The 26015-nt window shown below is 66.9% G+C and carries 21 protein-coding genes; 11 read left to right on the top strand and 10 right to left on the bottom strand.

Features of this window, described 5'->3' with window-relative positions; all coding sequences use genetic code 11:
• Positions 1–5 precede the first annotated feature (5 nt).
• From hutI to QTI24_RS27600, 8 genes are all read right to left on the bottom strand, one after another.
• On the bottom strand, positions 6–1259 hold the full coding sequence (hutI, locus tag QTI24_RS27635) for an imidazolonepropionase (protein WP_286604800.1): 1254 nt from the start codon (positions 1257–1259) through the stop codon (positions 6–8).
• Positions 1256–1828: a HutD/Ves family protein gene (locus QTI24_RS27630; RefSeq protein WP_286604799.1), complete on the bottom strand. Its 573-nt coding sequence runs from the start codon at positions 1826–1828 to the stop codon at positions 1256–1258. Before QTI24_RS27630 ends, hutI begins: the two co-directional genes overlap by 4 nt.
• Before the next feature lie 28 nt (positions 1829–1856).
• Complete coding sequence (gene hutU / locus QTI24_RS27625) at positions 1857–3578, bottom strand: urocanate hydratase (RefSeq protein WP_286604798.1); 1722 nt, start codon at positions 3576–3578, stop codon at positions 1857–1859.
• A gap of 39 nt (positions 3579–3617) precedes the next feature.
• Entirely contained in the window at positions 3618–5174 is a 1557-nt protein-coding gene (gene hutH, locus QTI24_RS27620; RefSeq protein ID WP_286604797.1) for a histidine ammonia-lyase, read from the bottom strand.
• A 63-nt stretch (positions 5175–5237) separates the two neighbouring features.
• On the bottom strand, positions 5238–6056 hold the full coding sequence (gene hutC, locus QTI24_RS27615; protein WP_286604795.1) for a histidine utilization transcriptional repressor HutC: 819 nt from the start codon (positions 6054–6056) through the stop codon (positions 5238–5240).
• Positions 6057–6078: 22 nt separating this feature from the next.
• Positions 6079–6858, bottom strand: coding sequence for an ABC transporter ATP-binding protein (locus QTI24_RS27610; RefSeq protein ID WP_286604794.1), 780 nt, complete (start codon positions 6856–6858; stop codon positions 6079–6081).
• A complete protein-coding gene (locus QTI24_RS27605; RefSeq protein WP_286604846.1) occupies positions 6858–7703 on the bottom strand; it encodes an ABC transporter permease in 846 nt (281 codons plus the stop codon). Before QTI24_RS27605 ends, QTI24_RS27610 begins: the two co-directional genes overlap by 1 nt.
• A gap of 27 nt (positions 7704–7730) precedes the next feature.
• Positions 7731–8696: an ABC transporter substrate-binding protein gene (locus QTI24_RS27600; protein ID WP_286604793.1), complete on the bottom strand. Its 966-nt coding sequence runs from the start codon at positions 8694–8696 to the stop codon at positions 7731–7733.
• A 373-nt stretch (positions 8697–9069) separates the two neighbouring features.
• Here QTI24_RS27600 and QTI24_RS27595 point away from each other — a divergent pair, with 373 nt between their 5' ends.
• The 8 genes from QTI24_RS27595 (at position 9070) to recQ (ending at position 18316) form a co-directional block, all read left to right on the top strand.
• Positions 9070–10392, top strand: coding sequence for an ABC transporter substrate-binding protein (locus QTI24_RS27595; protein WP_286604791.1), 1323 nt, complete (start codon positions 9070–9072; stop codon positions 10390–10392).
• A gap of 15 nt (positions 10393–10407) precedes the next feature.
• A complete protein-coding gene (locus QTI24_RS27590) occupies positions 10408–11304 on the top strand; it encodes a branched-chain amino acid ABC transporter permease (RefSeq protein WP_286604788.1) in 897 nt (298 codons plus the stop codon).
• A gap of 4 nt (positions 11305–11308) precedes the next feature.
• Positions 11309–12295 (top strand): branched-chain amino acid ABC transporter permease, encoded by a 987-nt coding sequence (locus tag QTI24_RS27585; protein ID WP_286604786.1) that lies wholly within the window; start codon positions 11309–11311, stop codon positions 12293–12295.
• Positions 12292–13044 carry an ABC transporter ATP-binding protein gene (locus QTI24_RS27580; RefSeq protein ID WP_286604785.1) on the top strand — a complete coding sequence of 251 codons (753 nt, stop codon included), beginning with the start codon at positions 12292–12294 and terminating at the stop codon, positions 13042–13044. Before QTI24_RS27585 ends, QTI24_RS27580 begins: the two co-directional genes overlap by 4 nt.
• A gap of 7 nt (positions 13045–13051) precedes the next feature.
• A complete protein-coding gene (locus QTI24_RS27575; protein WP_286604783.1) occupies positions 13052–13705 on the top strand; it encodes an ABC transporter ATP-binding protein in 654 nt (217 codons plus the stop codon).
• Positions 13702–15279 (top strand): class I adenylate-forming enzyme family protein, encoded by a 1578-nt coding sequence (locus tag QTI24_RS27570; protein ID WP_286604780.1) that lies wholly within the window; start codon positions 13702–13704, stop codon positions 15277–15279. The genes QTI24_RS27575 and QTI24_RS27570 overlap by 4 nt, the downstream gene beginning before the upstream one ends.
• Before the next feature lie 55 nt (positions 15280–15334).
• The gene (locus tag QTI24_RS27565) at positions 15335–16291 is read left to right on the top strand and encodes a cyclase family protein (protein ID WP_286604779.1); all 957 of its coding nucleotides are present in this window, start codon (positions 15335–15337) and stop codon (positions 16289–16291) included.
• Between the two features lie 153 nt (positions 16292–16444).
• Positions 16445–18316 carry a DNA helicase RecQ gene (gene recQ, locus QTI24_RS27560; RefSeq protein WP_286604778.1) on the top strand — a complete coding sequence of 624 codons (1872 nt, stop codon included), beginning with the start codon at positions 16445–16447 and terminating at the stop codon, positions 18314–18316.
• A 117-nt stretch (positions 18317–18433) separates the two neighbouring features.
• Here recQ and QTI24_RS27555 read toward each other — a convergent pair whose 3' ends face one another.
• Positions 18434–19990 carry a S41 family peptidase gene (locus tag QTI24_RS27555; protein ID WP_286604776.1) on the bottom strand — a complete coding sequence of 519 codons (1557 nt, stop codon included), beginning with the start codon at positions 19988–19990 and terminating at the stop codon, positions 18434–18436.
• Between the two features lie 49 nt (positions 19991–20039).
• The gene (locus QTI24_RS27550; protein WP_286604775.1) at positions 20040–22361 is read right to left on the bottom strand and encodes an ATP-binding protein; all 2322 of its coding nucleotides are present in this window, start codon (positions 22359–22361) and stop codon (positions 20040–20042) included.
• A 121-nt stretch (positions 22362–22482) separates the two neighbouring features.
• Here QTI24_RS27550 and QTI24_RS27545 point away from each other — a divergent pair, with 121 nt between their 5' ends.
• The 3 genes from QTI24_RS27545 to QTI24_RS27535 all read left to right on the top strand — a co-directional run bounded on the left by QTI24_RS27545 (position 22483) and on the right by QTI24_RS27535 (position 25988).
• Positions 22483–23682 carry a threonine ammonia-lyase gene (locus QTI24_RS27545; protein WP_286604774.1) on the top strand — a complete coding sequence of 400 codons (1200 nt, stop codon included), beginning with the start codon at positions 22483–22485 and terminating at the stop codon, positions 23680–23682.
• A gap of 92 nt (positions 23683–23774) precedes the next feature.
• Positions 23775–23927 (top strand): hypothetical protein, encoded by a 153-nt coding sequence (locus QTI24_RS27540; protein WP_286604772.1) that lies wholly within the window; start codon positions 23775–23777, stop codon positions 23925–23927.
• Between the two features lie 213 nt (positions 23928–24140).
• A complete protein-coding gene (locus tag QTI24_RS27535) occupies positions 24141–25988 on the top strand; it encodes a phosphoenolpyruvate carboxykinase (GTP) (protein ID WP_286604770.1) in 1848 nt (615 codons plus the stop codon).
• The last annotated feature ends 27 nt before the right edge of the window (positions 25989–26015 follow it).

Below are 26015 nucleotides of genomic sequence, written 5' to 3'. Positions count from 1 at the left end.
GCGGCTCAACGTTGGGTCACTTGAGACACGGACGCGACGCGTCCTTGCCGCACGATGGTGCGCGCCGGCCGCTGGCCGAACCAGTAGGCCAGTTCGGCACTCTCGCGAAGCTGCCAGAGCACGAAGTTCGCAGGCCGGCCGACGGCCAGCGCGCCGTGCGTGTCCTGCAAGCCCAGCGCGCGTGCGGCATGGCGCGTCACGCCGGCCAGCGCCTCGGGCACGGTCAGGCGGAACAGGGTGCAGGCCATGTTGACCATCAGCAGCAGGCTCAGCGCCGGCGAGGTGCCGGGGTTGTGGTCGGTGGAGACGGCCATCGGCACGCCCGCTGCGCGCAGCGCCTCGATGGGCGGCAGGTGCGTGTCGCGCAGCGTGTAGTAGGCGCCGGGCAGCAGCACAGCCACTGTGCCAGCCGCGCGCATCGCGGCGATGCCTTCGGCCGAGAGGTGCTCGATGTGGTCGCAGGACAGCGCGCCGTAGCGTGCCGCCAGCGCGGCGCCACCCATGTCGGAAAGTTGCTCGGCGTGCAGCTTGACCGGCAGGCCCAATGCCTTGGCTGCCTGGAACACACGTTCCGTCTCCGCCAGCGAAAAGGCGATGCGCTCGCAGAACACGTCCACCGCATCGACCAGCCCTTCGGCGGCCAGCGCGGGCAACATCTCGTTGCAGACGAGATCGATGTAGTCGCCGCTACGGCCCGCGTATTCGGGCGGCAGCGCGTGCGCGCCGAGGAAGGTCGTTCGCACGGTGACGCCATGGGCTTCACCCAGCCGCCGCGCCACGCGCAGTTGCTTGCGCTCGTGTTCCAGCGCGAGTCCATAGCCCGACTTGATCTCGATGGCGCACACGCCATCGGCGAGCAACTGTTCCAGCCGCTTCGCCGCCTGCGCATACAGCGTGTCCTCGTCGGCTTCGCGCGTCGCGCGCACCGAGGAGACGATGCCGCCGCCGGCCTTCGCGACTTCTTCATACGTCGCCCCGGCCAGGCGCATCGCGAACTCGTTCGCGCGTTGACCGCCGTAGACCAGATGCGTGTGGCAATCGATGAGACCGGGTGTCACCAGCGCATCGTGGCCGTTGAAACGCGGCAGTTTGGCGAACTCGCCAGGCACGGCGGCGCTGGCGCCGATCCAGGCGATCTTTCCGCCGAACACGACCATGGCCGCATCGGCATCGATCTCCTGCTCTTCTGCCAGCGCACCGGGAGCGATCCGGATGTGGTCCCAGACGCCGTCGGCGGAAGGCAATTCGGAATGGGTCATGGTGTTGCCGTGGGTTCGAGCCGTACCGCGACCATGGCGGCGGCGGCGTCGCTTGTTGTTGCTTGCCATTGCAGGATCTCGCCGTCCCACCAGACGCCCGAGCCCGACTCGCAATCGATATCGTTGAATCGCCACCGCCCGGCCAGCGCCAGCAGGAGACCACGTTCGACGGGTTCCACGTCCCCGCTCTCGCGCAGCACGCGGACATCCGCTTTCAGGCGGCCTTGACGCGACATCACGTTGAAGTCCGTCGACGCACCGCCCAAGAGTTCGCAATGCACCGCCACATCGCCTGCGAAGGCGAAGGACGCATGGGGCACTTCCAGTCGATGGTCGACACGGCCATCCTGCGAGCGAAGCCGAACGCCCGCGCCGTCCAGCAGCATGATCACGCGATCCACCCCGGCAAAAGCCGAGAACGGCCCGGGCTTGTCAATGGTCGCGATGCTCGCGCGCCAGTCGAAGCCCTCCATGCCCGCACCCGCCGGCGAGCAGACGATCTCGCGCGTCACGCCGCCACCGTTCTTCCACGGGGCCGCGGACAGCGAGGCGATGTCGAAGCGATGCACTGTCACTCTCTTCGGCGCCTCGCAATGCTTACTTGATCATCGGCAGGTTCAGGCCCTGCTTCTTCGCGGTCTCGATCGCGATGTCGTAACCGGCATCGGCATGGCGCATCACGCCGGTGGCCGGGTCGTTCCAGAGCACGCGCTCGACGCGCTTGGCCGCCGCATCGGTGCCGTCGCAGACGATCACCACGCCGGAGTGCTGCGAGTAGCCCATGCCGACGCCGCCGCCGTGGTGCAGGCTGACCCAGGTCGCGCCGCCCGCGGTGTTGAGCAGTGCGTTGAGCAGTGGCCAGTCGGAGACGGCATCGCTGCCGTCCTTCATCGATTCGGTCTCGCGGTTGGGGCTGGCGACCGAGCCGGTGTCCAGATGGTCGCGGCCGATCACGATCGGGCCCTTCAGCTCGCCGTTCTTCACCATCTCGTTGAACGCGAGACCGGCCTTGTGGCGCTCGCCGAGGCCGAGCCAGCAGATGCGCGCCGGCAGGCCCTGGAAGGCGATGCGCTCGCGCGCCATGTCGAGCCAGCGATGCGTGTGCTTGTTCTCGGGGAACAGCTCCTTGATCTTGGCGTCGGTCTTGTAGATGTCTTCCGGATCGCCGGAGAGCGCCACCCAGCGGAACGGGCCCTTGCCTTCGCAGAACAGCGGGCGGATGTAGGCCGGCACGAAGCCGGGGAAGTCGAAGGCGTTCGTCACGCCTTCGTCGAACGCGACCTGGCGGATGTTGTTGCCGTAGTCGACGGTCGGAATGCCCATGGCCTGGAAGTCCAGCATGGCCTGCACGTGCATCGCACAGGACTTTGCGGCCGCCTTGCGCAGGGTCGGGTGCTGCGTCGTGTCAGCCTTGGCGGCTTCCCATTGCGCGAGCGTCCAACCGATCGGCAGGTAGCCGCTCGCGAGGTCATGCGCGGAGGTCTGGTCAGTCACGAGATCGGGCTTGGTGCCGCCGGCCTTCGCGCGCTTCACCAGCTCCGGCAGGATCTCGGCCGCGTTGCCGAGCAGGCCGATCGACACCGCTTCCTTCGCGGCCGTGTGCTGCTGGATGAGCGCGATCGCGTCGTCGATGTCCTTCGCCTGCTTGTCGAGGTAGCGCGTGCGCAGGCGGAAGTCGATGCTGGCCTGCTGGCATTCGATGTTGAGCGACACCGCGCCGGCAAGCGTCGCGGCCAGCGGCTGCGCGCCGCCCATGCCGCCGAGGCCGGCAGTCAGGATCCACTTGCCCGAGAGGTCGTCGTTGTAGTGCTGGCGCCCCGCTTCGACGAAGGTCTCGAAGGTGCCCTGCACGATGCCCTGGCTGCCGATGTAGATCCAGCTGCCAGCAGTCATTTGGCCGTACATCATCAGGCCCTTGCGGTCCAGTTCGCTGAAGTGTTCCCAGGTCGCCCACTTGGGCACGAGGTTCGAATTGGCGAGCAGCACGCGCGGTGCGTTCTCGTGCGTCTTGAACACGCCCACCGGCTTGCCCGACTGGATGAGCAGCGTCTCGTCGTCGTTCAGTTCCTTGAGCGACTCGAGGATCTGGTCGAAGCAGGCCCAGTCGCGCGCCGCACGGCCGATGCCGCCGTAGACCACGAGATCCTGCGGACGCTCCGCCACCTCGGGGTCGAGGTTGTTCTGCAGCATGCGGAACGGCGCCTCGGTCAGCCAGCTCTTGCAGGTGAGCGCGCTGCCGCGCGGCGAACGGATCACGCGGCTCGCGTCATGGCGGGGATCGGCGGCCTTGGCGGCGAGAAATTTGTCGGGTGCGTTCATGGCGGAGTGTCCTTTCGATGGCGGAACGTGATCGTTGATTCAGGCGTGGCTGGGGAGGATGGAGCGCACGGCTTCGGGCCAGCTGTCCTGGCGCGCCCATGTGCGCATGGCTTCGATGGTCGGGGCGAAGAAGATGTCCTGGTCGATGAAGGGAACGCGCTCGCGGATGGCGGCGAATTCGGCTTCGACGAGCGGCGAGCTCTTGGGGCCACGCTTGAGTTCGATGCCCTGCGCCGCGGCCATCGCTTCGATGCCCACTACGACGGCCGTGTTCTCGACCATGTCGGCCAGACGACGACCCGCGAAGGTCGCCATCGAGACGTGGTCTTCCTGATTGGCGGAAGTCGGCAGGCTGTCGACGCTGGCCGGGTGCGCGAGCGACTTGTTCTCCGACGCCAGCGCCGCCGCCGTGACCTGCGCGATCATGAAGCCGGAGTTGACGCCACCGTCGCGCACCAGGAAAGGCGGCAGGCCCGAGAGGCCGCTGTCGAGCAGCAGCGCCATGCGGCGTTCGGAGATCGCACCGATCTCGCTGATCGACAGCGCGATGATGTCGGCCGCGAAGGCCACCGGCTCGGCGTGGAAGTTGCCACCGGAGATCACGTCGCCGTTGTCGAAGACCAGCGGGTTGTCCGATGCCGCATTGGCTTCGGTGCGCAGCACGCGTGCCGCATGGGCGAGGTTGTCGAGACAGGCGCCCATCACCTGGGGCACGCAGCGGATCGAATACGGGTCCTGCACGCGGCCGCAGTCGGCGTGCGACGGCACGATCTCGCTGCCGTCGAGCAGCGCGCGCACCGCGCCGGCCACGGCGATCTGCCCCGGCTGTCCGCGCGCGGCGTGGATGCGGGCGTCGAAGGGCTTGATCGAACCCTGGATGGCTTCGAGCGACAGCGCGCCGGCCATCAGGCCTGCTGCGAACACGTCTTCGGCGCCGAAGAGTCCGGCCAGTGCGAGCGCCGTCGACACCTGCGTGCCGTTGAGCAGTGCGAGACCTTCCTTGGGGCCGAGCACAAAGGGCGTCATGCCGATGAGGCGCAGGGCATCGGCACCGCCGATCACCTCGCCTTGCGGCGTCGTGACTTCACCCTCGCCGATCAGCACGCAAGCCAAGTGTGCGAGCGGGGCGAGGTCGCCCGATGCGCCCACCGATCCTTTGGACGGGATGCGCGGCAGCAGTCCCGCATTGCACAGGCCGATCAGCGCGTCGACGATCTCGGGCCGCACGCCGGAGTGGCCGCGCGCGAGGCTCACGGCCTTGGTCGCAAGCACCAACCGAACCACGCCCGCCGCCAGCGGCTCGCCGGTGCCGGCGCTGTGCGAGAGCACGAGGTTGCGCTGCAGTTCGGCGAGGCGCTCGGCCGGGATGATGGTCTGCGCGAGTTTTCCGAAGCCGGTGTTGATGCCGTAGACCACGTCACCGGACTCGACGATCTTGCGCACCGTGGCTTGCGCGGCCAACAGGCCCGTACGCGCGGACGGGTCGAGCGCGAGCTGCACGCCACCGGCATGCACTCGGCGCAGCGTGGCCAGGTCGACATCGCCGGGCGTGAGGACGATCGACACGGGCGCGGTGCGAGATGCGTTGTTGTTCATGAAGGGCTCCCTGTCTATACAAGTGGTTGCGGCACGAGGCCAAGAAAGTGTGTTCGTCCCCGGTCAGCCGAAGGAAGGATTGCCGTCGGCGCGAAACCGGCTGCCGAGCCGGTAGCGCGACGCGGGATGCAGGCAGCGCACCATCGTCACCGGCGTGGTGCGCGTCCAGGTGCGTCGCGTGAGCAGCAGGCACGGGTCCGTCACTGGCATGTCGAGGCGCTCCGCTTGTTCGGGCGTCGGCAGCACGGCATCGACCACGTGCTCGATCTGGTCGAAGGGCACGTTGCGGACCAGGTATTCGCTCGGCGGAATGACCGAGAAATCCTGTTCGAGGAAGTTCGGCACCACGCGCGGATTGACATGGCGGTCTTCGAGCTGCACCGGGATGTCGTTCTCCAGATGCAGGCACACGGTATGGAACACCGACTCGCCGGGCCGCAGGTCGAGCCACACCGCGACGTCGGGCGACGCGGCGATGCGCTCGGCCACGAGGAATTCGCAGCGGTAGTCGTGGCCGCGTGCGCGAATCTCGCTCGCGATGTTGGCGATCTGCAGCAGCGTCGATTGCGGCTTGTCTTCGGCCACGAAGCTGCCCACGCCCGCGACCCGCACGATTCGACCCTGCTCCACCAGCTCGCGCAGCGCGCGGTTGACCGTCATGCGCGCGACGCCGAACTGCGCAACCAGTTCGCTCTCCGAGGGCAGGCGATGACCGGCCTGCCAGGAGCCGTCCTGGATCTTGTGCGTGATGAAAGCCTTGACCTGCTCGTACAGCGCCAGCGCTGGCAACGCCGAATTGGCCGCCTCGCGCGATTCCGCACCTGCGGCTTTGCGCGCGGGCTGGCGTCCGTCGTTGGCTTTGCGAAGGCTGGCTGCGGTCATGCGATCTTTCTGGCGAGGCGGTTCAGTGTTCGGCTGCGGCCATGGATTCGGCCCGGATCTCTTCGGTGAGGCGGGCCTTGATTTCCATGAACTCGGGCGAGGTCTTGATCGTGTAGTGGCGCGGATGCGGGAAGTCCACTGCGATCTCGGTCTTGATGCGGCCGGGCCGCGCGCTGAACACCGCGACGCGGTTCGCCATGAAGATCGCCTCGTCGATGTCGTGGGTGACGAAGAGCACCGTCTTGCGGGCCGACTCCCAGATGCCGAGCAGCAGTTCCTGCATCAGCACGCGGGTCTGGTTGTCGAGGGCGCCGAAGGGCTCGTCGAGCAGCAGGATCTTGGGGTCGTTGGCCAGTGCACGCGCGATCGCGGTGCGCTGCTGCATGCCGCCCGAAAGCTGCTTGGGAAAGTGGTTCTCGAAGCCGCGCAGCCCCACCTTGGCGATGAAGAAATCGCTGCGCTCCTTCTGCTCGACCTCGCTCATGCCGCGCTCGCGCAGGCCGAAGCGGATGTTCTGCGCAATCGTCAGCCAGGGGAAGAGCGTGTAGCTCTGGAACACCACGCCGCGGTCGGCGCCGGGACCTTCGATGGTCTGGCCGTCGAGCAGCACGCGGCCTTCGGTCGGGTAGTCGAGGCCGGCGACGATGCGCAGCAAGGTGGACTTGCCGCAGCCCGAGGGGCCGAGGATGGTGACGAAGTCGTTCTCGCGCACTTCGAAGTCGATCGGCAGCAGCGCCTGCGTGGTCTGGCCGCGCGTGCCGGTGAAGGTGCGGGACACGCCGCGAACGGAAAGCTGGTTCATCACAGGGCGCTCCAGGCGAAGAGGCGGCGGTTCAGGGCTTTGAAGGCGAAGTCGGAGATGAGCCCGATCACGCCGATGACGATGATCCCGAAGATGATCTGCCCGGTGTTCAGCAGCGCCTGGCTGTCCGTGATCATGTGGCCGATGCCGGAGGACGAGCCGATCAGCTCGGCCACGATGACGTAGGTCCACGCCCAGCCCAGCACGAGGCGCAGCGTCTCGGCGATGCCCGGGGCGGCGCCCGGAATCAGCACCCGCATGACGATGCCGCGGCTGTTCGCGCCCAGCGTGTAGGCGGCCTCGACCAGGTCGCGGCGCGCGCTGCCGACGGTGACGGCCACCATCAACGTGATCTGGAACACCGAGCCGATGAAGATCACCAGCAGCTTCTGCGCCTCGCCGATGCCGGCCCACAGGATCAGCAGCGGAATGAAGGCCGAGGCCGGCAGGTAGCGGCAGAAGGAGACGAAGGGCTCGAAGAAGGCTTCGACGCTCTTCCATGTACCCATCGCGATGCCCAGCGGCACGGCGATCACTGTCGCCAGCACGAAGCCGCCGAACACGCGCCACACCGTCATGCCGATGTCGTGGATGAAGTTGTATTGGGTGAAGAGGAGCACGCCCTCCTTCACCATCGTGATCGGGCTGGCCAGGAAGGTCGGCGACACGAAGCCGCCGAGCGTGAAGAAGGCCCAGACCACCACGAAGAGCACGAAAAAGCCAAGCCCGAGCAGCCAGCGCGCACGCGCGCTGACGGGTTCGAGCGGGGCCAGCGCGCGGCGCCGGCGCGGCGCCGATGACGACGCGACCGGCCCGGCGGAGATCACCGGCTTGGGAGAGTTCATGACAGGCGTCGCGTCCATGGCGGTCTCTTACTTGATGTAGCTGGTATCGAAGGTGGCCGCGAGGTCGTCCGGCACCTTGCGGATCACGCCGGCCTCCAGCAGGATGGCTTGCGCGTCCTTCATGAAGGGCACGATGTCGGTGGCGAAGAACTTCTGGTTGGCCGCCTTGTCCGACCAGCGCAGGTAGGCCGAGGACTTGGCGAACTGCTCGCCGGTCTGCTTGACGGCCGTGCCCATGATCTCGTTGGACTTGGCCGGGTCGGCCTTGATCATCTCGATGGCTTCGAAGTACGAATTGGCCAGCGCCTGCGCGGCCTTGGCGTTGGACTTGAGCCAGGTCGGCGCACAACCGACCGTGTCCATCACCATCGGGTAGTCGAGCGTGGTCGCGAGGATCTTGCCGGCGGCCGGGTTGGCGCGCACGGTCGAGAGGTAGGGCTCGTAGGTCATCGCGGCGTCGTTCTGGCCGGAGACGAAGGCTTGGGCGGCGGGCTGCGGCTCCAGCGAGACCAGCTTCACGTCCTTCATGGTCATGCCGTTCTTGTTGAGCATCCAGGCGAGGCCGAAGTAAGGCGCGGTGCCCGGTGCGCTCACGCCGATCGCCTTGCCCTTGAGATCGGCGAAGCTCTTGACGTCGTTGCGCACGGCCAGGCCGTCGGCGCCGTAGGACTTGTCCATCTGGAAGATCTGCACGATCGGCACGCCGTTGGCGTTCCAGGCCACGTGCGTCTCGACGGTGGTAGCCGCGCACTGGATGGCGCCCGATGCCAGCGCGAGGTGACGGTCCTTCTGCGGGATCATGCGCAGTTCGACGTCCAGTCCGTTCTTCTTGAAGATGCCTGCCTTGTCGGCCAGCGTGAGCGGCGCGAAGCCAGTCCAGCCGGACATGCCGAGGGTGATCTTGGTTTCCTCGGCATGGGCGCTCGCCGCCATGCCCGCGATGCACGCACCTGCCGCCACCAGCGAGGCGATTTTTCCGACCGTCATGACCATCAAGGTTCTCCTGTTGCGTTTCAAAAAGTTCGGCTCGCTGGGCCCGCAAAGGGGCGGATGCCAGCAGGGACGCCGAGTTTCATTCGCTGCGATGCACCTGTATATACAGGTTAACCCGAAACCGCTGCCGGAATCAAGTGCCGCTCTGCACTTGCTCAGTGCGTGGAAGCGGTTTCACGCACCAAAAGCTGTCTAGACAGGATTCAAAGCAGCGAATGCCAGGGAAGTTTGCAAGCGACGTGCCAGCATGAAGACGACGCCGTGGCGGACGCCATGCAGCGTCCAGGCGATCTCGCCTCGCCCTGCGGGTTATCGAGGATTCGTCGGCCCGCTGCCCGGTCAAAGATCGCGTTCCTTCAACAGGAGACACGACATGACCCAGGCCATCCGAGTGAAGCGGTATCTGCATCGTGCGGCGGCGTTGTCCGCAGTGGGCATGGCCGGCATTCTTTGTGCCTCGGGCGCGCAGGCACAGGAGACCTTCAAGATCGGCATCGTCAGCTTCCTGTCCGGCCAGGCGGCCGAGAGTTTCGGCATTCCGGCGGTCAATGGCGCGAAGGTGCTGGTGGATGCCTTCAACAAGGGCGCGGCACCGGCGCCCTACAACAAGACCGGCTTCGGCGGCATGAAGATCGAGGCGGTGTACGTCGACGAGAACGGCGGCGCCACCAAGCAGGTGCAGGAACTGCGCAATCTGTATGACCGCGAGAAGGTCGATGCGGTGGTGGGCTACGTGGGCTCCGGCGACTGCCTCGCAGTGGCGCCGGCAGCGGAGGAGATGAAGAAGTTCCTCGTGCTCTACGACTGCGGCACGCCGCGCATCTTCGAGGACAACAAGTTCGAGTACGTGTTCCGCACCGCCTCGCACGGGGCCATGGACAACGTCGCGCTGGCGCGCTACCTGAAGGCGCGCAACGTGAAGGCCGACTCCTTCAACCTGATCAACCAGGACTACGCCTGGGGCCAGGACTCGAAGAAGGATTTCACCTTGTCGATGGAAAAGCTCTACCCCAACGCCAAGGTGGGTGAAGACCAGTTGCCGAAGTTCGGCGCGGGCCAGTACGGCACCGAGATCTCGGCGCTGATGGCCAAGCCGGCCGACGTCACGCACTCCAGCCTGTGGGGCGGCGATCTGCAGGCCTTCATCCTGCAGGCCGGTCCGCGTGGCCTCTTCAAACGCACGCAGGTGGTGCTGTCTGCGGCCGACCACGTGCTGCCGGGCCTGGGCGAGAAGGTGCCCGACGGCACCATCCTCGGCGCGCGCGGCGCCTACGGCCTGATGTCGCCGAAGTCGGCGCTCAATGACTGGTGGTGGGATCTGTATTCCAAGGCCTACAACACCTACCCGGTGCAGGCTCCGTACCGCATGGCGCAGTCGCTGCTGGGCCTGAAGCTCGCGGCCGAGAGGGCGATCGCGGCGAACGGCGGCAAGAAGCCCTCCCCCGAGCAACTCGCCGCCGCGCTCAAGGGGCTGGAGTGGGATTCGCCCGCGGGCCGCATCCGCATGGCGCTGGGCGACGGGCACCAGGCCGTGCAGGAGACCGCGATCGGCAAGACACGCTACGACGCGGCCAAGAAGATGGTGGTGCTCGAGGACATCCAACGCTTCCCGGCCGAGTGCGTGAATCCGCCGGCGAACATGAAGGCGGAGGAATGGATCAAGGCCGGCTTCCCCGGCGCCAAGGGCTGCCCCTGACACGCGGCGCCTGACGTGCACACCGCCGCCACGATCCTGATCGACGGCCTGACCTACGCGTCATGGCTGTTCATCGTCGCGCTCGGGCTCACGCTGGTGTTCGGCGTGCTCAAGATCCTCAACATCGCGCACGGGAGCTTCTACGCGGTGGGCGCCTATGCGGCGGCCAGTTTCGTCGGCTGGGGTGCCAGCCTGAAGTGGGCGCCAGCACTGTCGCTGGTGGCGATGCTGCTGGCCGCAGTGGCGGTGGCCGTGGTGCTGGCGCCGCTCACCGAGCGCGGGCTGCTGCGCTTCTTCTACGGCCGCGACGAGGTGCTGCTGGTGCTGGTGACCTACGCGATGTTCCTGATCATGGAGGACCTGACCAAGCTGATCTGGGGCGCGAATCCGTACTACGTCTCGGAGCCCTACGGCCTGTTCGGCAATCTCGACCTGGGCGTACAGAGCTGGGTCGGCTATGACTTCGCACTGGTGGCGCTGGCGGTCGTGGTGGGCATGGCGGTGTGGTGGGGGCTGAACCGCACCCGGCAGGGCAAGATCATGCTGGCGGTGATCCACAGCGCCGAGGTGGCATCGAGCATGGGCGTGAACGTGTCGCGCGTGTACATGCTCGCCTTCACGGTCGGGATCTTCCTCGCGGCGCTCGGCGGCGCCTTCACCGCGCCGATGATCTCGGTGCAGCCGGGCGTGTCGGTGGGAGTGATCATCGTGTCCTTCGCGGTGGTCATCATCGGCGGCCTGGGCAGCATCGAGGGCGCAGCGATCGGCGCGCTGATCGTCGGGCTGGCCCGGTCCTTCGCGGTGCACGTGGTGCCGGTGGCCGAGCTGTTCTCCATCTACATCGTCATGGCCGTGGTGCTGATGTTCCGGCCCGAAGGCTTGTTCCAGCGCACGCAAGCGCGCAGGATCTGAGCGGATGGCAGCGATCCTGAAACCGTCCGCCACCGCCCAGATGCGCCGCGCCCCGGCAAGCGCCTGGCGTGGCGCCGCGCTCGGCCTCGGCGCTTTCGCACTGCTGGCCGTCGCGGGATGGTTCAGCCCGCGTTGGCTGACCTTCCTCGTCACCATGTCGGCCGCCAACGGGCTGGTCTCCCTGGGCATCGTCTGCCTGATGCGCGGCGGCGTGGTGCCCTTCGGCCAAGGCATGCTCTTCGCGGCCGGCGGCTACACGGCGGCGCTGGCCTATAACAAGCTCGGGTTCACCGATGCGCTCGGTCTGGCGCTGGCCGGAGGGGTCGCGGCAGTGGTCATCGCGGCGCCCTTCGCGCCGCTGCTGTCGCGCTATCGCGGCATCTTCTTCGCGATGCTGACGCTGGCCCTGTCGATGGTGACCTACGGCCTGCTGATGAAACTCGACGCGCTGGGCGGCTCCGACGGTTTCAACATGGGCCGCCCTACGCTGCTGGGCCGGAAGCTGCCCGATGCGCGCGTGGGCTACATCCTCTATCTCGTGACCATCGGCATCGCCACCGCGATGGCGCTGCTGGCGCGGGTGTTCTTCGACAGCACGCGCGGACTGGTGACGCTCGCCGTGCGCGAGAACGAGTTGCGCGTCGAGTACCTGGGCGGCTCGGTGCGCCAGGCGATGACCATCAACTTCATCCTCGCGGCCTTCTGCGGCGGGCTGGGCGGTGCGCTAGCGGTGATGTCGCTGGGCCACGTCGAGCCGAACTTCAGCTACTGGACCACCTCGGGCGAGTTCGTCTTCGTCGCCATCCTGGCCGGCTGGCAGAGCGTGGCCGCAGTGTTCCTGGCGAGCACGGTGCTCGAAGTGGTGCGCTCCTTCTCCAGCGCCTACTTCCCCAACACCTGGCAGCTCGCGCTGGGCCTGTTCCTGCTGTTCGTGATCCGCTTCCTGCCGAGGGGCCTCGGTTCGCTGTGGACGAAGGGTGCCGGCCGATGAGCGCGATGCTGGAGGCACACGGCGTCAGCAAGCGCTTCGGCGCGGTGGTGGCCGCGGCGGACATCCGCATCGCGATCGCCGCGGGCGAGCGCGTGAGCCTGATCGGCAGCAATGGGGCCGGCAAGACCACCTTCGTCAACATGATCACCGGCTACCTGAAGCCCGACGAGGGACGCATCACGCTCGACGGCCAGGACGTCACGGCGCTGGCGCCGCGCGCGATCACCCGGCTGGGCGTGGCGCGCTCCTTTCAGATTCCGCAGCTCTACGGCGATCTCACGACGCTGGACAACATGCTTGTCGCCAACGCCTGCCACGACCAGCGGCTGAGCTTCTGGCAGCCGGCACGCCGCAGCGAAGCACTCGACCGCGCGGATGCGCTGCTGGAGCGCTTCCGGCTCACGGAGCACCGGCAGCGCCGTGTCGCGGAGTTGCCGGGCGGCGTGCGCAAGCTGCTGGACATCGCGATGGCGCTGACGGCTGCGCCGAAGCTGCTGCTGCTCGACGAGCCCACGAGCGGCGTGTCGGCCGAAGAGAAGTTCCCGATGATGGAAACCATCATGGCGGCGCTCGGCCAGGAAGCGATGACGGTGCTTTTCGTCGAGCACGACATGGACATCGTCGAGCGCTACGCGAGCCGCGTGGTGGCCTTCTACAGCGGCCGCATCATTGCGGACGACACGCCGCTGGCGGCGCTGGCCACCGACGACGTGCGCCGCTATGTCACCGGCGAACTGTTGCAGGAGTAGGCAAGCGATGCTGCAGATCGAATCCCTGCATGTCTCGATCCAGGCGGTCGAGGCCTTGCGCGGACTGTCGCTTGCCGTCGGCAGCGGCCGCATGGTCGGGCTGGTCGGGCGCAACGGCGCGGGCAAGACGACGCTGATGCGCGCCGTGATGGGCCATCTCAAGCCGTCGCGCGGCCGCATCCTCTTTCACGGCCGCGACCTGACGGAACTCCCGCCTCACGCGCGCGCCGCGCTCGGCATCGGCTACATGCCGGAGGACCGCGGCCTGGTGCCGGAATTGACGGTGGAAGAAAACATCCTGGTGCCGGTGTGGGTGAACAAGTCCCTGGTTGAATCCGAGCGGCTGGCCCTCGTCTACCGCGTGTTGCCGGAATTGCTCGAAATGCGGACGCGCCGCGCGCTGCTGCTGTCCGGCGGCCAGCAGAAGCTGGTGGCCCTGGCACGCGCGCTCGCGGTGGGCACACGCCTGCTGTTGCTCGACGAGCCTTTCGAGGGCGTGGCGCCCGTGCTTTCCAGGCGGCTGGGCGAAGTGATCGCCGGGCTGAAGGGCAGCGAGATTTCCGTGCTGATGGCCCAGAGCGACCTCAACCACTCGCGGCGCATCGTCGACAGCGAAGTCGTCATCGAGCGCGGCGCCAATCTGGCGAAGGTGGCGGCATGAACCACTGGCGCGACTTCCCGGTGCCGGCGATGCGGCATGAGGCGCTGTACGGCGACCGCATCGTGCGTTGCTTCGCCGAGCGACCGGCCAGGCTGCATGCGATGTTCGAGCGCGCACGCGCCATGCGACCGCAGCACGACGCGATGGTCTTCGAGGGCCGCCGATGGAGCTATGCCGAGACAGGCGACGCAGCCGACCGCTTGGCGGCAGCCTTCGCGGCACAAGGCATCGAAGCCGGCGAGCGGGTGCTGATGCTCATGGGCAACCGCCCGGAATTCCTGCTGGTGCTGCTGGCCCTGCAGCGGCTGGGCGCCATCACGGTGCCGGTGGGTATTCGCGAACAGCGGCCCGGCCTGGCCTACATCGCCGTGCAGTGCGGTGCAAAGGCCATTGCCTTCGATGACGAACTCGGCGAACGGCTACCCGATGCTGTCGAGGCGCCGGCACTGACCTTGCGCCTTGCTGCATCGGGCTTGGCGGCGCTGGCCGCATCCGCGCCAACGCCACCACCCGCGGCGGCAACGCGCGAAACCGACGTCGCGGTAATCCTCTACACCTCCGGCACCACGGGCCATCCCAAGGGCGCCCTCCTCACGCACTTGTCGATCGCGCACTCCGCGCTGCATTTCCAGTCGTGCATGGACCTGCGGCCCGACGACCGCTCGGCGCTGGCGGTGCCGGCCAGCCACGTGACGGGGCTGATCGCGATCATCGCGTCGATGTGGCAAGTCGGCGGGGCGGTGATCGTCGTGCCCGAGTTCAAGGCCAATGCCTTCGTGCAACTGGTGGCGCGCGAGCGTGTCAGCCACACGCTGATGGTGCCGGCCATGTACAAGCTGTGCCTGCTGAGCGAAGGCTTCGACCGCGAGGATCTGTCGAGCTGGCGCATCGGAGGGTTCGGCGGCGCGCCGATGCCGGTGGCGACGATCGACGCGCTCGCCGCGCGCTTGCCCGGCCTCACGCTGCTCAATGCCTACGGCGCCACCGAAACCACCTCGCCGGTGACGATGATGCCGGCCGGCCTGACCCGCGCGCACATCGATTCGGTGGGCGTGGCGCTGCCAGCGGCGGAGATCCGCGTGATGGACGAAGAGGGCCGCGAAGTCGCGCCCGGCGAAACCGGCGAACTCTGGATCGGCGGCCCGATGGTGGTGCCTGGCTACTGGGCCAATCCGCAGGCCACGGCCGATTCGTTCACCGCCGGCTTCTGGCATTCGGGCGACCTCGGATCGGTGGATGCGGAAGGCTTCGTGCGCATCTTCGATCGCAAGAAGGACATGCTCAATCGGGGCGGCTACAAGGTCTATTCGGTCGAGGTGGAAAACGTGCTCATGGCCTGGCCCGGCGTGGTCGAGGCCGCGGTCATCGGCAAGCCCTGCCCGGTGCTCGGCGAGCGGGTTCACGCATTCGTCCATGCGCCCGGCATCACCATCGACGAGGCTGCGCTGCGGCAGCACTGCGCGCAACGGTTGGCCGACTACAAGGTGCCCGAGAGCTTCACATGGAGCCCCGAGCCACTGCCGCGCAACCCCAACGGCAAGCTGCTGAAGCGCTTGCTGCGCGCGAGGATCTGAATTTCACGGCTTTGCTTGATCAGGGAGTGGTTTTCACACCTACCAGGAGAAGAGCATGAAGCGGATACGGATGGGATTGATCAGCGCGGCGGCGCTGGGCTTGGGTCTTGCTGCCACGGCGCAGACGAGTTGGTATCCCAGCAAATGGGGGCCGAACGACGAGATCGGGGCGGCCAACTACATGACGGCGGCCACGGCCTTGCAGGCCGCGAAACTGGTCAAGACGGGCAAGGTCTACTCGCTCGGCATCACGGTGAGCACGACGACGCCGGCCTTTCCGCCGCGCACCTGCTCCATCTACATCGTGCAGCCGGGCCAGACCGGCACGGCGGACGGCCTCGGCCCCACGCACACCACCTACAACGACGACATCCTCAATTGCTGGACCGGCATCGGCACACAGCTGGACGGACTGGGCCACATCGGCGTGGGCGACCGCTACTACAACGGCGCGAAGTGGGGCGAGTTCGCGACCATCGGCGGCCTGAAGAAGCTCGGTATCGAGAAGATCCCGCCCATGGTCGCGCGCGGCGTGATGCTCGACATGGCGGCGCACTACGGCGTCGAGGTTGTCAAGGAAGGCACGGCGTTCAATCAGGCGGAGATCGATGCCGTCGCGAAGAAGCAGGGTGTCGATATCCGGCAGGGCGACGTGGTGATCTTCCACACCGGCTGGCTCAGCCTGATCGACAAGGACCCCAAGCGCTTCGGCTCGGTGGAACCGGGCCTCGGTCGCGAAGGCGCACGCTACCTCGTGTCCAAGGGCGTCGTCGCGGTCGGCGCGGACAATTGGGCGGTGGAGGTCATTCCTTTCGAGAAGGACGGCGACAAGGAGGGCGGCATCTTCGGCGTTCACCAGATCCTGCTGCCGATGAGCGGCACCTACATCCTGGAGAACATCAACACCGCCGAGCTGGCCAAGGACAAGGCCTACGAGTTCATGTTCGTGCTGGGCCAGAACAAGTACCAGGGCGCGGTGCAATCGATGATCAATCCAGTGGCGATCCGCTGATCCGGCACGGCGCCAGGCGAGGCTGCGGACAAGGCTGAGACAATCGGGGCCACGCGGTCCGGGAGGTCGCGTGCTGTTCGGAGCCCACCCGGGCTTCAATCCCCGCTCCGCGCGGGCGCGAGCAGCTATCAAAACCATAGCATCTTGTCCGCCTTGCCACTCACAGCTTCCTCGCCCGAGCCCCTGCAGATACTCCAGGAGGTATTCGGCTATGCGGCCTTCCGCGGTCCGCAGGCGCCGATCGTCGACCACGTCACCGCCGGCGGCGATGCGCTGGTGCTGATGCCCACGGGGGGCGGCAAGTCGCTGTGCTATCAGATCCCCGCCATCGCTCGCCAGCGCGCGGGTCAGGGGGTGACGGTGGTGGTGTCGCCACTGATCGCGCTGATGCACGACCAGGTCGGCGCGCTGCACGAAGCCGGCGTGAGCGCGGCCTTCCTCAACTCCACGCTCGACTGGGAGCAGACGCAAGACGTCGAGCGCCGGATGCTGCGCGGCGAGATCACGCTGCTTTACGCCGCGCCCGAACGCGTGACGACGCCTCGCTTTCTCTCGCAGCTCGACTCGCTCAAGGAGCGCGGCAAGCTCGCGCTCTTCGCCATCGACGAAGCGCATTGCGTGAGCCAGTGGGGCCACGATTTCCGGCCCGAGTACCGCGCGCTGACGGTGCTGCACGAGCGCTATGCCGGTGTGCCGCGCATCGCGCTCACCGCCACGGCCGACGCGCTGACGCGTGCGGACATCGTCGAGCGGCTCCAGCTCGAAGAAGCGCGCCAGTTCGTCTCCAGCTTCGATCGGCCCAACATCCGGTATTCGATCGTCGAGAAGAAGGAAGCCACGACGCAACTGCTGCGCTTCATCGAACGCGAGCATGAAGGCGACGCGGGCGTCGTCTATTGCCAGTCGCGCAAGCGGGTGGAGGACGTGGCGCAGACGCTGTGCGATGCGGGTATCAACGCCTTGCCTTATCACGCGGGGCTGGACGCCTCGCTGCGCCAGAAGCACCAGGACCGCTTCCTGCGCGACGAGGGCATCGTGATGGTTGCAACCATCGCCTTCGGCATGGGCATCGACAAGCCCGACGTGCGCTTCGTCGCGCACCTGGACATGCCGAAGAACATCGAGGGCTATTACCAGGAAACAGGCCGCGCCGGCCGCGACGGCGCACCGGCCGACGCCTGGATGGCCTACGGCCTGCAGGACGTGGTGAACCAACGCCGCATGATCGACGAGAGTCCCGCCGGCGAAGAATTCAAGCAGGTGATGCGCGGCAAGCTCGACGCATTGCTGTCTCTTGCAGAAGCCAGCGATTGCCGGCGAGTGCGGCTGCTCGGCTACTTCGGCGAAAAGAGCATCCCTTGCGGGAATTGCGACAACTGCCTGAACCCGCCCCAGGTGTGGGACGGGACAGATGCGGCGCGCAAGCTGCTCTCGACAATCTACCGCGTGCAGCAGCAAAGCGGCATCAGCTTCGGTGCCGGTCACATCATGGACATCCTGCGCGGCAAGGAGACCGAGAAGGTCAAGCAGTTCGGGCACGAACGGGTGAGCACCTTCGGGATCGGCAGCGAGTTCAGCGAGCCGCAGTTGCGCGGCGTGCTGCGCCAATTGATCGCGACGGGCGCGCTGTCGGTCGATGCGCAGGCCTTCAATACGCTGCAGCTGACCGAAGGCTCGCGCGAGGTGCTCAAGGGCGAGACGCCGGTAATGCTGCGCGAATCGGTGTCGTCGCCGGCCGAGCGCAAGCCCCGGCGCGAAAAGACGTCGCGCGGCGCGCCCTCGCCCGCTGCGGCGTCACTCGATGCTTCGGGCCAGGCTCGGTTCGCCGCCCTCAAGGCCTGGCGTGGAGAGGTGGCGCGCGAGCACAACCTGCCGGCCTACGTGATCTTCCATGACGCGACGCTCGCCGCCATCGCCGAGCGCGCGCCGGCCACGCTCGAGGATCTGCAGGGCATCAGCGGCATCGGCGGCAAAAAGCTCGAGGCCTACGGCGCGGACGTTCTGCGAGTCTGCGCGAGTTTTTGACTCGCCCCCAGGCTTACTCACTTCGTGTAGACGCCCACTCCCGGCCGGGGGCAATACCAGCGGCCCGGCAGAGCCGGATCCGCGGTGTTTCTGGAAGGGGCCCGCTTTGGTTGGGCGCTACGGGCGTGTGACGATGCGGTTCTCACGTGCCGGCGGCCGGATCAGATAGGGCACGTTGCCCGTCTCGGCCTTGCTGCGGCCGACGTCGGCCTTGCTTGGCCCCTGCACCGGGCAGGCCCCGGTGGCGCGGAAGCCGAGCGCCGCAGCAAGGAGGCCTTCGGCGGGATCGCCCAGCGCATGGCCGAAGTCGTCGGCCACAGTGCAGGTGGGTGCGAAGCCGTCGCCGTAGTCGCCGAAGCCCTGCTGGTTGACGCCCTGGAACTGGATCGCGAAGTAGGTGGTGCCGCAGTTGTCTTCCGGGTAGAAGCCGTACGGCTTGCCGCAGGTGGTGTCGCCGATCAGGTTGACCGCGACGCCGACGCCTCGCAGGCTGTTGACGACCGACTCGCTGGCGGAGCAGGTGTCCGGACCCGTCAACACGGTCACGCGCGACAGCCCGAGTTGCGGCAGCGGCAGCCCCGCCGGGACCGAGAAACCGCGCGAAGTCGAACGGAAGGGGACGATCATCTGCGCGGCCGTAAGATGGAACGGATTCTTGCTGTTGAACTGCATTCGCTCGAACACCGTGCCAGTCGTCGCGGCGGGCGAGCTCACCATGTAGGCCAGCTCGCTCGCGATGTCGAGCAGGCCGCCACCGTTGTAGCGCATGTCGATCACCAGGTCGACGATGCCGTCGCCCTTGAGCTGGTTGACGGCTGCGATGAGCTGCACTTCCGCGGTGGCCATGTGGTCGTTGAAAAGCAGGTAGCCGACGCGCCCGCTGGGCGTCGGGATCGTCTCCACGTTCTGGACCGGCGTCCGTGTGATGCGGGTGGCGGTGAGCGTGACGGTGCGATCGATGCCGTCCGGCGCACGCAGCGTGAAGCTGTGCGCCTCGCCTTCGCGCGCCGGCCTGAGTCCCGCGTTGAGCCCGGCGACATCCGCGCCTTCGGCGACGTCGATGCCGTCGACGGCAATCACCTTCGCGCCACGGCCGATCGCCGCCTGGGACGCCGGCGTACCGGGTTCGGTGTACGCGACGCGAAGGTCGCGCGGCGGCGCGGCGCTCAGGAAGGCAAGCTCGAACCCGTAGCCGACTTCAATGCCGTTGCGCGACAGCGCACGGTAGTCCGCAGTGTCCGCAGTGAAGTGAAAGCGGTCCTTGGCGTTGCCGCTCGCCGTGAGCTTGGGCGTTTTCAGTGCACCGAAGTAATCGATGGGCGTCGCGAAGTCGGCGGCCCGAACGGACGGCACCTCGTCGAACCACAGGTAGGTTTCATCGATCCACGCGCGGACCCAGCTCTTCTCGGTGGCGACCGACCCGGGCTGGTCGGGGAAGGCGGCACCCGTGTCGGTATCGACGCCGAAGCGCGGCGCGGCACATTGGCCGGCAACGCTGGACGACGCAACGGCCGGCTCGCCGTTCGCCGTCGCGGGCGTCACCAGCGCCACGCCCAAGGGCACGGCGGCACCGCCTCCTCCACCTCCGCCGCATCCGGCGAGCACGGCAACGATCGCCAGCATGGCAACGGCCGCCGCGCTGCGCGCCCGGCCCATGGTCCGGAAACCCCTCATCTGTGAATCCCCTGCGCGCGCCGGATCCGGCGCTGCCGTCATGTTGGTGTTATTGGACGAAGCCGATGCCGCGCGATTCGCGCACCTCGGGCTTGATCCGATGCTCGGCGTCCAGCTGGTCGAGAAACTCGCTGGCCGAGAACGAAACCGCAAGGATATCCGTTTGCCGTTTCACGGCCGCGAAGTCACCCGGGCAAAGCTGCGGGAGCTTGGCCAACCGATACCTGATCTCGCTCGTGAGCAGCATCGCGTCGCCGTCGAGCGCCTCGGTGACGAACATGCGCTCGCGCTGCTCGCCAGTCAGGGCCATGAACTTGATCTTGAAGGTGAAGCGCCGCAACGCCGCCTGGTCGATGCGGTCGAGCAGGTTGGTGGTGCACACGAAGATGCCGTCGAAGCGCTCCATGCCCTGCAGCATCTCGTTGACTTCGGTCACCTCGTAGGTGCGCTGCGCGCCGCGGCGATCCTGCAGGAAGCTGTCGGCCTCGTCGAGCAGCAGGATCGCCTTCTCGGCCTCCGCCTCCTTGAACATGGCGGCCATGTTCTGCTCGGTCTCGCCGACGTACTTGCTCATGAGGTCGCTCGCCTGCTTGACGATCAGCGGCCGGGCAATCGCCTTGGCGATGTGCTCGGCGAGCGCAGTCTTGCCGGTTCCCGGTGCGCCGTAGAAGCACAGGGTGCCGTGGCCGCGCACCTTGAGCGCCTCGACGATGCGCGGAATCTCGAAGCGCGTCTCGACGTTCAGCATCTCGAGGTCGTAGGTCGTGACGCTGCGGCGCGCGCCCTGGGTGTCGAGCGTGCCCAGGGCCAGATCGGCGTTCTTGAGCTGGCGCTCGATCAGAACTTCGACCGAACTGCCATCGGTCATCGCCAGTTCCGCGAAGCGCACTGCCGTGCGGATCTGCGCGGGTGTCAGACCCTTGCGTCCGGCGAGCTTGGCCGTGAAGGCTTCCGACACCGCAACGCCTTCGAGCGTCTTGCGCACCAGTTGCTCGCGCGCGCCGGGCGGCGGCGATTTCAGTTCGAGGTGATAGGCGAAGCGGCGACGGAACGCCGGATCGATCTGCTCGATGCGGTTGGTGACCCATAGCGTCGGCACGGCATTCGATTCGAGGATCTGGTTGACCCACGCCTTGCCGCTGACGCTGCCGCTGGTCGGCGACGGAATCTGCTCGGCGCGCGCCATGATCTGCGCGGCCTCGGTGCTGATCGGCGGAAAGACATCTTCCACTTCGTCGAAGAGCAGCGCGGCCTGCTCGCTCCCCTTGAGGAACACCTGCGCGATCTGCAGCGAGCGGTAGCGGTCGCGGCCCGAGAGCGAGTTGCCGTCGCGGTCGGCGTATTCCACCTCGAACAACTCAAGCCCGGCGGCCTGCGCGACGACCTTGGCCAGTTCGGTCTTGCCGGTGCCGGGCGGGCCGTAGAGCAGCACGTTGACGCCCGGCTCCTTGCGCGCCACTGCCGCGCGCAGCAGCGTGACCAGCATCTGGGCATCGTCCTCGACGAAGGAAAAATCGTGCACCGACAACGCGCTCTTGGCGGATGGGCGCGTGAACACGGCCATCAGCTCATTGCGGTCGCGGTATTCGCGCATCAGCACCGGCGGGAGCTTTTCGCTGACCTTCATGAGATCTGCGAGATCGGTGATGTTGTGCTCGGAGATCAGGTTCTCGACCAGGCCGATGCGCTCCAGGCGCGAGCCCGCGCGCAGCGCCTCTCCCACCTCACTGGCGTTGACGCCGGCCACCTCCGCGATGGCCGCGTAGGCCTCCGGCGCGTTGTTGACCTTGAACTCGACCAGCAGCGAGCGCAGGTCGCGCTGATAGCGTGCGAGCGTGCCGTACAACAGCAGCGCGCGTTCGGCCTTGTTGAGCTGCAGCAGGCCGGCAAGCGCGTCGATGTTCTTTTCGACCAGGGTGGACTGCTTGCGAAGCGCATGCGTGAGCCAGTCGCGCGTGACCGACAGCACCGACAGCAGGTCCTTCGGCTGGTCCTTGGCGTATTCATCCAAGTAGAAGAACAGCGTGCCCTCTTCATAAGGGCCGCGCCAGACGCCGTGCCGTTCGAGCAGGGTGCGGCCATCGTAGTCCTCGACGCCCTTCCAGATCTCGTTGCCGGCGCAGCGGCGCCCGAGGAACTCGCGCAAGCGCTGGAGCACCGGCAAGGGCCAGACAAGATGGCGTCCGGTCAGCGAAAGCAATCCGTTGAGGTCGCGGCGCACGTTGAAGCGCGGGCCTTGCTTGGCCGCCAGGGTGAGCACGAAGTGCGAACACATGAGTTCCAGCACCGGTGCTTCCTTGAGTCCGGGCGATGGCAATGCATGGCCGCGGGGAACCGCAGCCAGGACATCGACGCCGGAACGCTTGACCATCGGGAATCCCCCATTGAACGGAAACTGAATCTGAGCGCGACCATAACGCAGAGTATTGGCTTCGGGAAGCCTCACGACGGGTAACAGCCCGGAAGTTGCAATTCCGGCCACAATTCCGCCGATGGTTGGAATCGAAGACATCGAACGCGCCGCGAAACGCCTACACGGGCAGCTTCTCGACACGCCCTGCGTCGAATCGCGCACGCTCTCCGAAATCGTCGGGGCGCAGGTTTTCCTCAAGTTCGAGAACCTGCAGTTCACCGCCTCGTTCAAGGAACGCGGCGCATGTAACAAGCTGGTGGACCTCTCCGAGGGGGGCACGCGTGGCGTGATCGCCATGTCGGCCGGCAATCATGCCCAGGGCGTCGCTTACCACGCACAGCGGCTGGGGCTGCGGGCGCTCATCGTGATGCCGCGCTTCACGCCCGGCGTGAAGATCGAGCGGACCCGCGGCTTCGGCGCCGAAGTCGTGCTGCACGGCGACACGCTCGATGCCGCTCGTGCCCACGCACTGGCACTGGCGGAACGCGAAGGCCTGACTTTCGTCCATCCCTACGATGATGAAGCCATCATCGCCGGCCAAGGCACCGTGGCGCTGGAAATGCTGGATGCCGTGCCCGATCTCGACATGCTGGTGGTGTCGGTCGGCGGCGGGGGGCTGATCGCCGGCATGGCGATCGCCGCACGCGCCCGCAAGCCCGGCATCGAGATCGTCGGCGTCCAGACGACGCGCTTTCCGGCCATGGTCAACGCGGTGCAGGGCACGCACCATCCTCAGGGCGCCAGCACGATCGCCGAAGGCATCGCCGTAGGGACCCCGGGGGTGCTGACGCGCGACATCATCGCCAGCCACGTCGACGACCTGCTGCTGGTCGACGAGGGCGACATCGAGCAGGCTGTCCTGATGCTGCTGGAAATCGAGAAGACGCTGGTCGAAGGCGCGGGAGCCGCCGGACTGGCCGCGCTGATCCGGCATCCGGAGCGCTTCAAGGGCAAGCGGGTCGGGCTCGTGCTGTCGGGCGGCAACATCGATCCGCTGCTGCTCGCGGCCATCATCGAACGGGGAATGGTCCGGGCCGGGCGGCTGGCGAGGGTGCGGGTCAGTGCGCGCGACGTGCCGGGCTCCCTGGCTCATATCACGGCCACGGTGGCGGAAGCAGGTGCCAACATCGACGAAGTGCATCATCAGCGCGCGTTCACGATGCTGGCGGCCCAGAACGTCGACATCGAGCTGGTATTGCAGACCCGCGGCCGCGGGCACCTGTCTGCCGTGCTGGATGCATTGCGCGAGGCCGGCTTCGAGGCGTCCGAACAGCGGTAAGGCCGCATATCGGGGGTCTGGGAACCCCCTAGACCGCGACCGGCGGACCAGTCGGTAAAATGGTTTCAGTCTCGAGAACCCAAGGAACTCCAATGTCCAACCCCACCCCCATCGAACCCGGCCACGCAGCCGCGGTCGAAAAAGACGCGGTCGAGTCGATCGTCCACCTCATGCCTCTGGTGCTGCCGTTGGTCGGCGGGGTACTGATGCTCCTTCTGGCGTCGATCGCCATCTACGTCGCCTGAATCCGGCCGCCGCGCGGGCACTTCGTGCCCTCGCCGCTGCTCGAAGCACCACAGGCCAGCCTGGGTCGGCAACGTCGCCGGCCTTCGTTCTCCGATCCCTACCGCCTGCCAAGCAGCCGCTCTCCCGAGGCGGAAGCGTTTTCTCCAACGGATCTCGCCGTCAAGGCACCGAGTCACGTTCGAAAAGACGATTTTCAACTTAGGAGATAGACGATGAACGCACCGCTGAAGGGTCTTGCCATGCAGGCACCCTCCTACGTCAAGAACGCGAAGCTGATCGCCTGGGTGGCCGACATGGCCGCGCTGTGCAAGCCCGCCGACATCCACTGGTGCGACGGCAGTACCGAAGAGTACGACCGCCTCTGCCAGCTGATGGTCGACGCCGGCACCTTCAAGAAGCTCGATCCGGCGAAGCGGCCCAATTCCTTCCTCGCGACCTCCGATCCGAGCGACGTCGCGCGCGTCGAAGACCGCACCTTCATCTGCTCCGCCAACAAGGAAGACGCCGGCCCCACCAACAACTGGATGGCCCCGGCGGAAATGCGCGCCACCCTGCAGCCGCTGTTCGACGGCTGCATGAAGGGCCGCACGATGTATGTCGTGCCCTTCAGCATGGGCCCGCTCGGTTCGCCGATCGCGCACATCGGCATCGAGCTGTCGGACAGCCCCTATGTGGCTGTCAACATGAAGATCATGACCCGCATGGGGAAGGCCGTATACGAAGTGCTCGGCGTCGACGGCGAGTTCGTGCCCTGCGTCCACACGGTCGGCGCGCCGCTCGAAGCCGGCCAGAAGGACGTGGCTTGGCCCTGCAACAAGACGAAGTACATCGTCCATTACCCCGAGACGCGCGAGATCTGGAGCTACGGCTCGGGCTACGGCGGTAACGCCCTGCTCGGCAAGAAGTGCTTCGCGCTGCGCATCGCATCGAACATGGGCCGCGACGAAGGCTGGCTCGCCGAGCACATGCTGATCCTCGGCGTGACCAACCCCCAGGGCAAGAAGTACCACGTGGCGGCCGCCTTCCCGAGCGCCTGCGGCAAGACCAACTTCGCGATGCTGATCCCGCCGGCCGGCTTCGACGGCTGGAAAGTCACGACCATCGGCGACGACATCGCCTGGATCAAGCCCGGCGCAGACGGCAAGCTGCACGCCATCAATCCCGAGGCCGGCTACTTTGGCGTCGCGCCCGGCACCAACATGCAGACCAACCCGAACTGCATGGCCAGCCTCGACCGCGACGTGATCTTCACGAACGTGGCCCTGACCGATGACGGCGACGTCTGGTGGGAAGGCATGGGCGACGCGCCCGCGCACGCGATCGACTGGCAAGGCAAGGACTGGACGCCGGCTATCGCCAAGGAAACTGGCGCCAAGGCGGCACACCCGAACGCACGCTTCACCGTCGCTGCCACCAACAACCCGGCGCTCGACGACGCCTGGGACGACCCGAAGGGCGTCGCGATCGACGCCTTCATCTTCGGCGGCCGCCGCTCGACCACCGTGCCGCTGGTGACCGAAGCCCGCAACTGGGTGGAAGGCGTCTACATGGCCGCGACGATGGGGTCCGAAACCACTGCCGCAGCCGCAGGCCAGCAAGGCGTGGTGCGCCGCGATCCGTTCGCGATGCTGCCCTTCGCCGGCTACAACATGAGCGACTACTTCCAGCACTGGCTCGACCTGGGCAAGAAGCTCGAGGCTTCGGGCGCCAAGGCGCCGAAGATCTATACGACCAACTGGTTCCGCAAGGGCGAGGACGGCAAGTTCGTCTGGCCGGGCTACGGCGAGAACATGCGCGTCCTGAAGTGGATGATCGACCGCATCGAGGGCCAGGACAGCGGCACTGATCACATTTTCGGCGTCAGCCCCCGCTATGAGGACCTGAACTGGACCGGCTTGAACTTCAGCGCCGAACAGTTCCGAACGGTCACCAGCATCGACAACGCTGCGTGGCAGGCCGAACTGAAGCTCCACGCCGAACTGTTCCAGCAGCTCGCGCACCACCTGCCGAAGGAACTGCCGGCCACCAAGGCCGCGATCGAGCAGCGACTGGCGGCTTGAGCTCGCCCCCAGGCTGCGCGCACTTCG

Origin of the sequence: Variovorax sp. J22P240, assembly GCF_030316855.1 — a bacterium.
Lineage (GTDB): Bacteria > Pseudomonadota > Gammaproteobacteria > Burkholderiales > Burkholderiaceae_C > Variovorax.
Note: the sequence above shows the minus strand (reverse complement) of the source record. Positions and strands in the feature narration are given on the sequence as shown.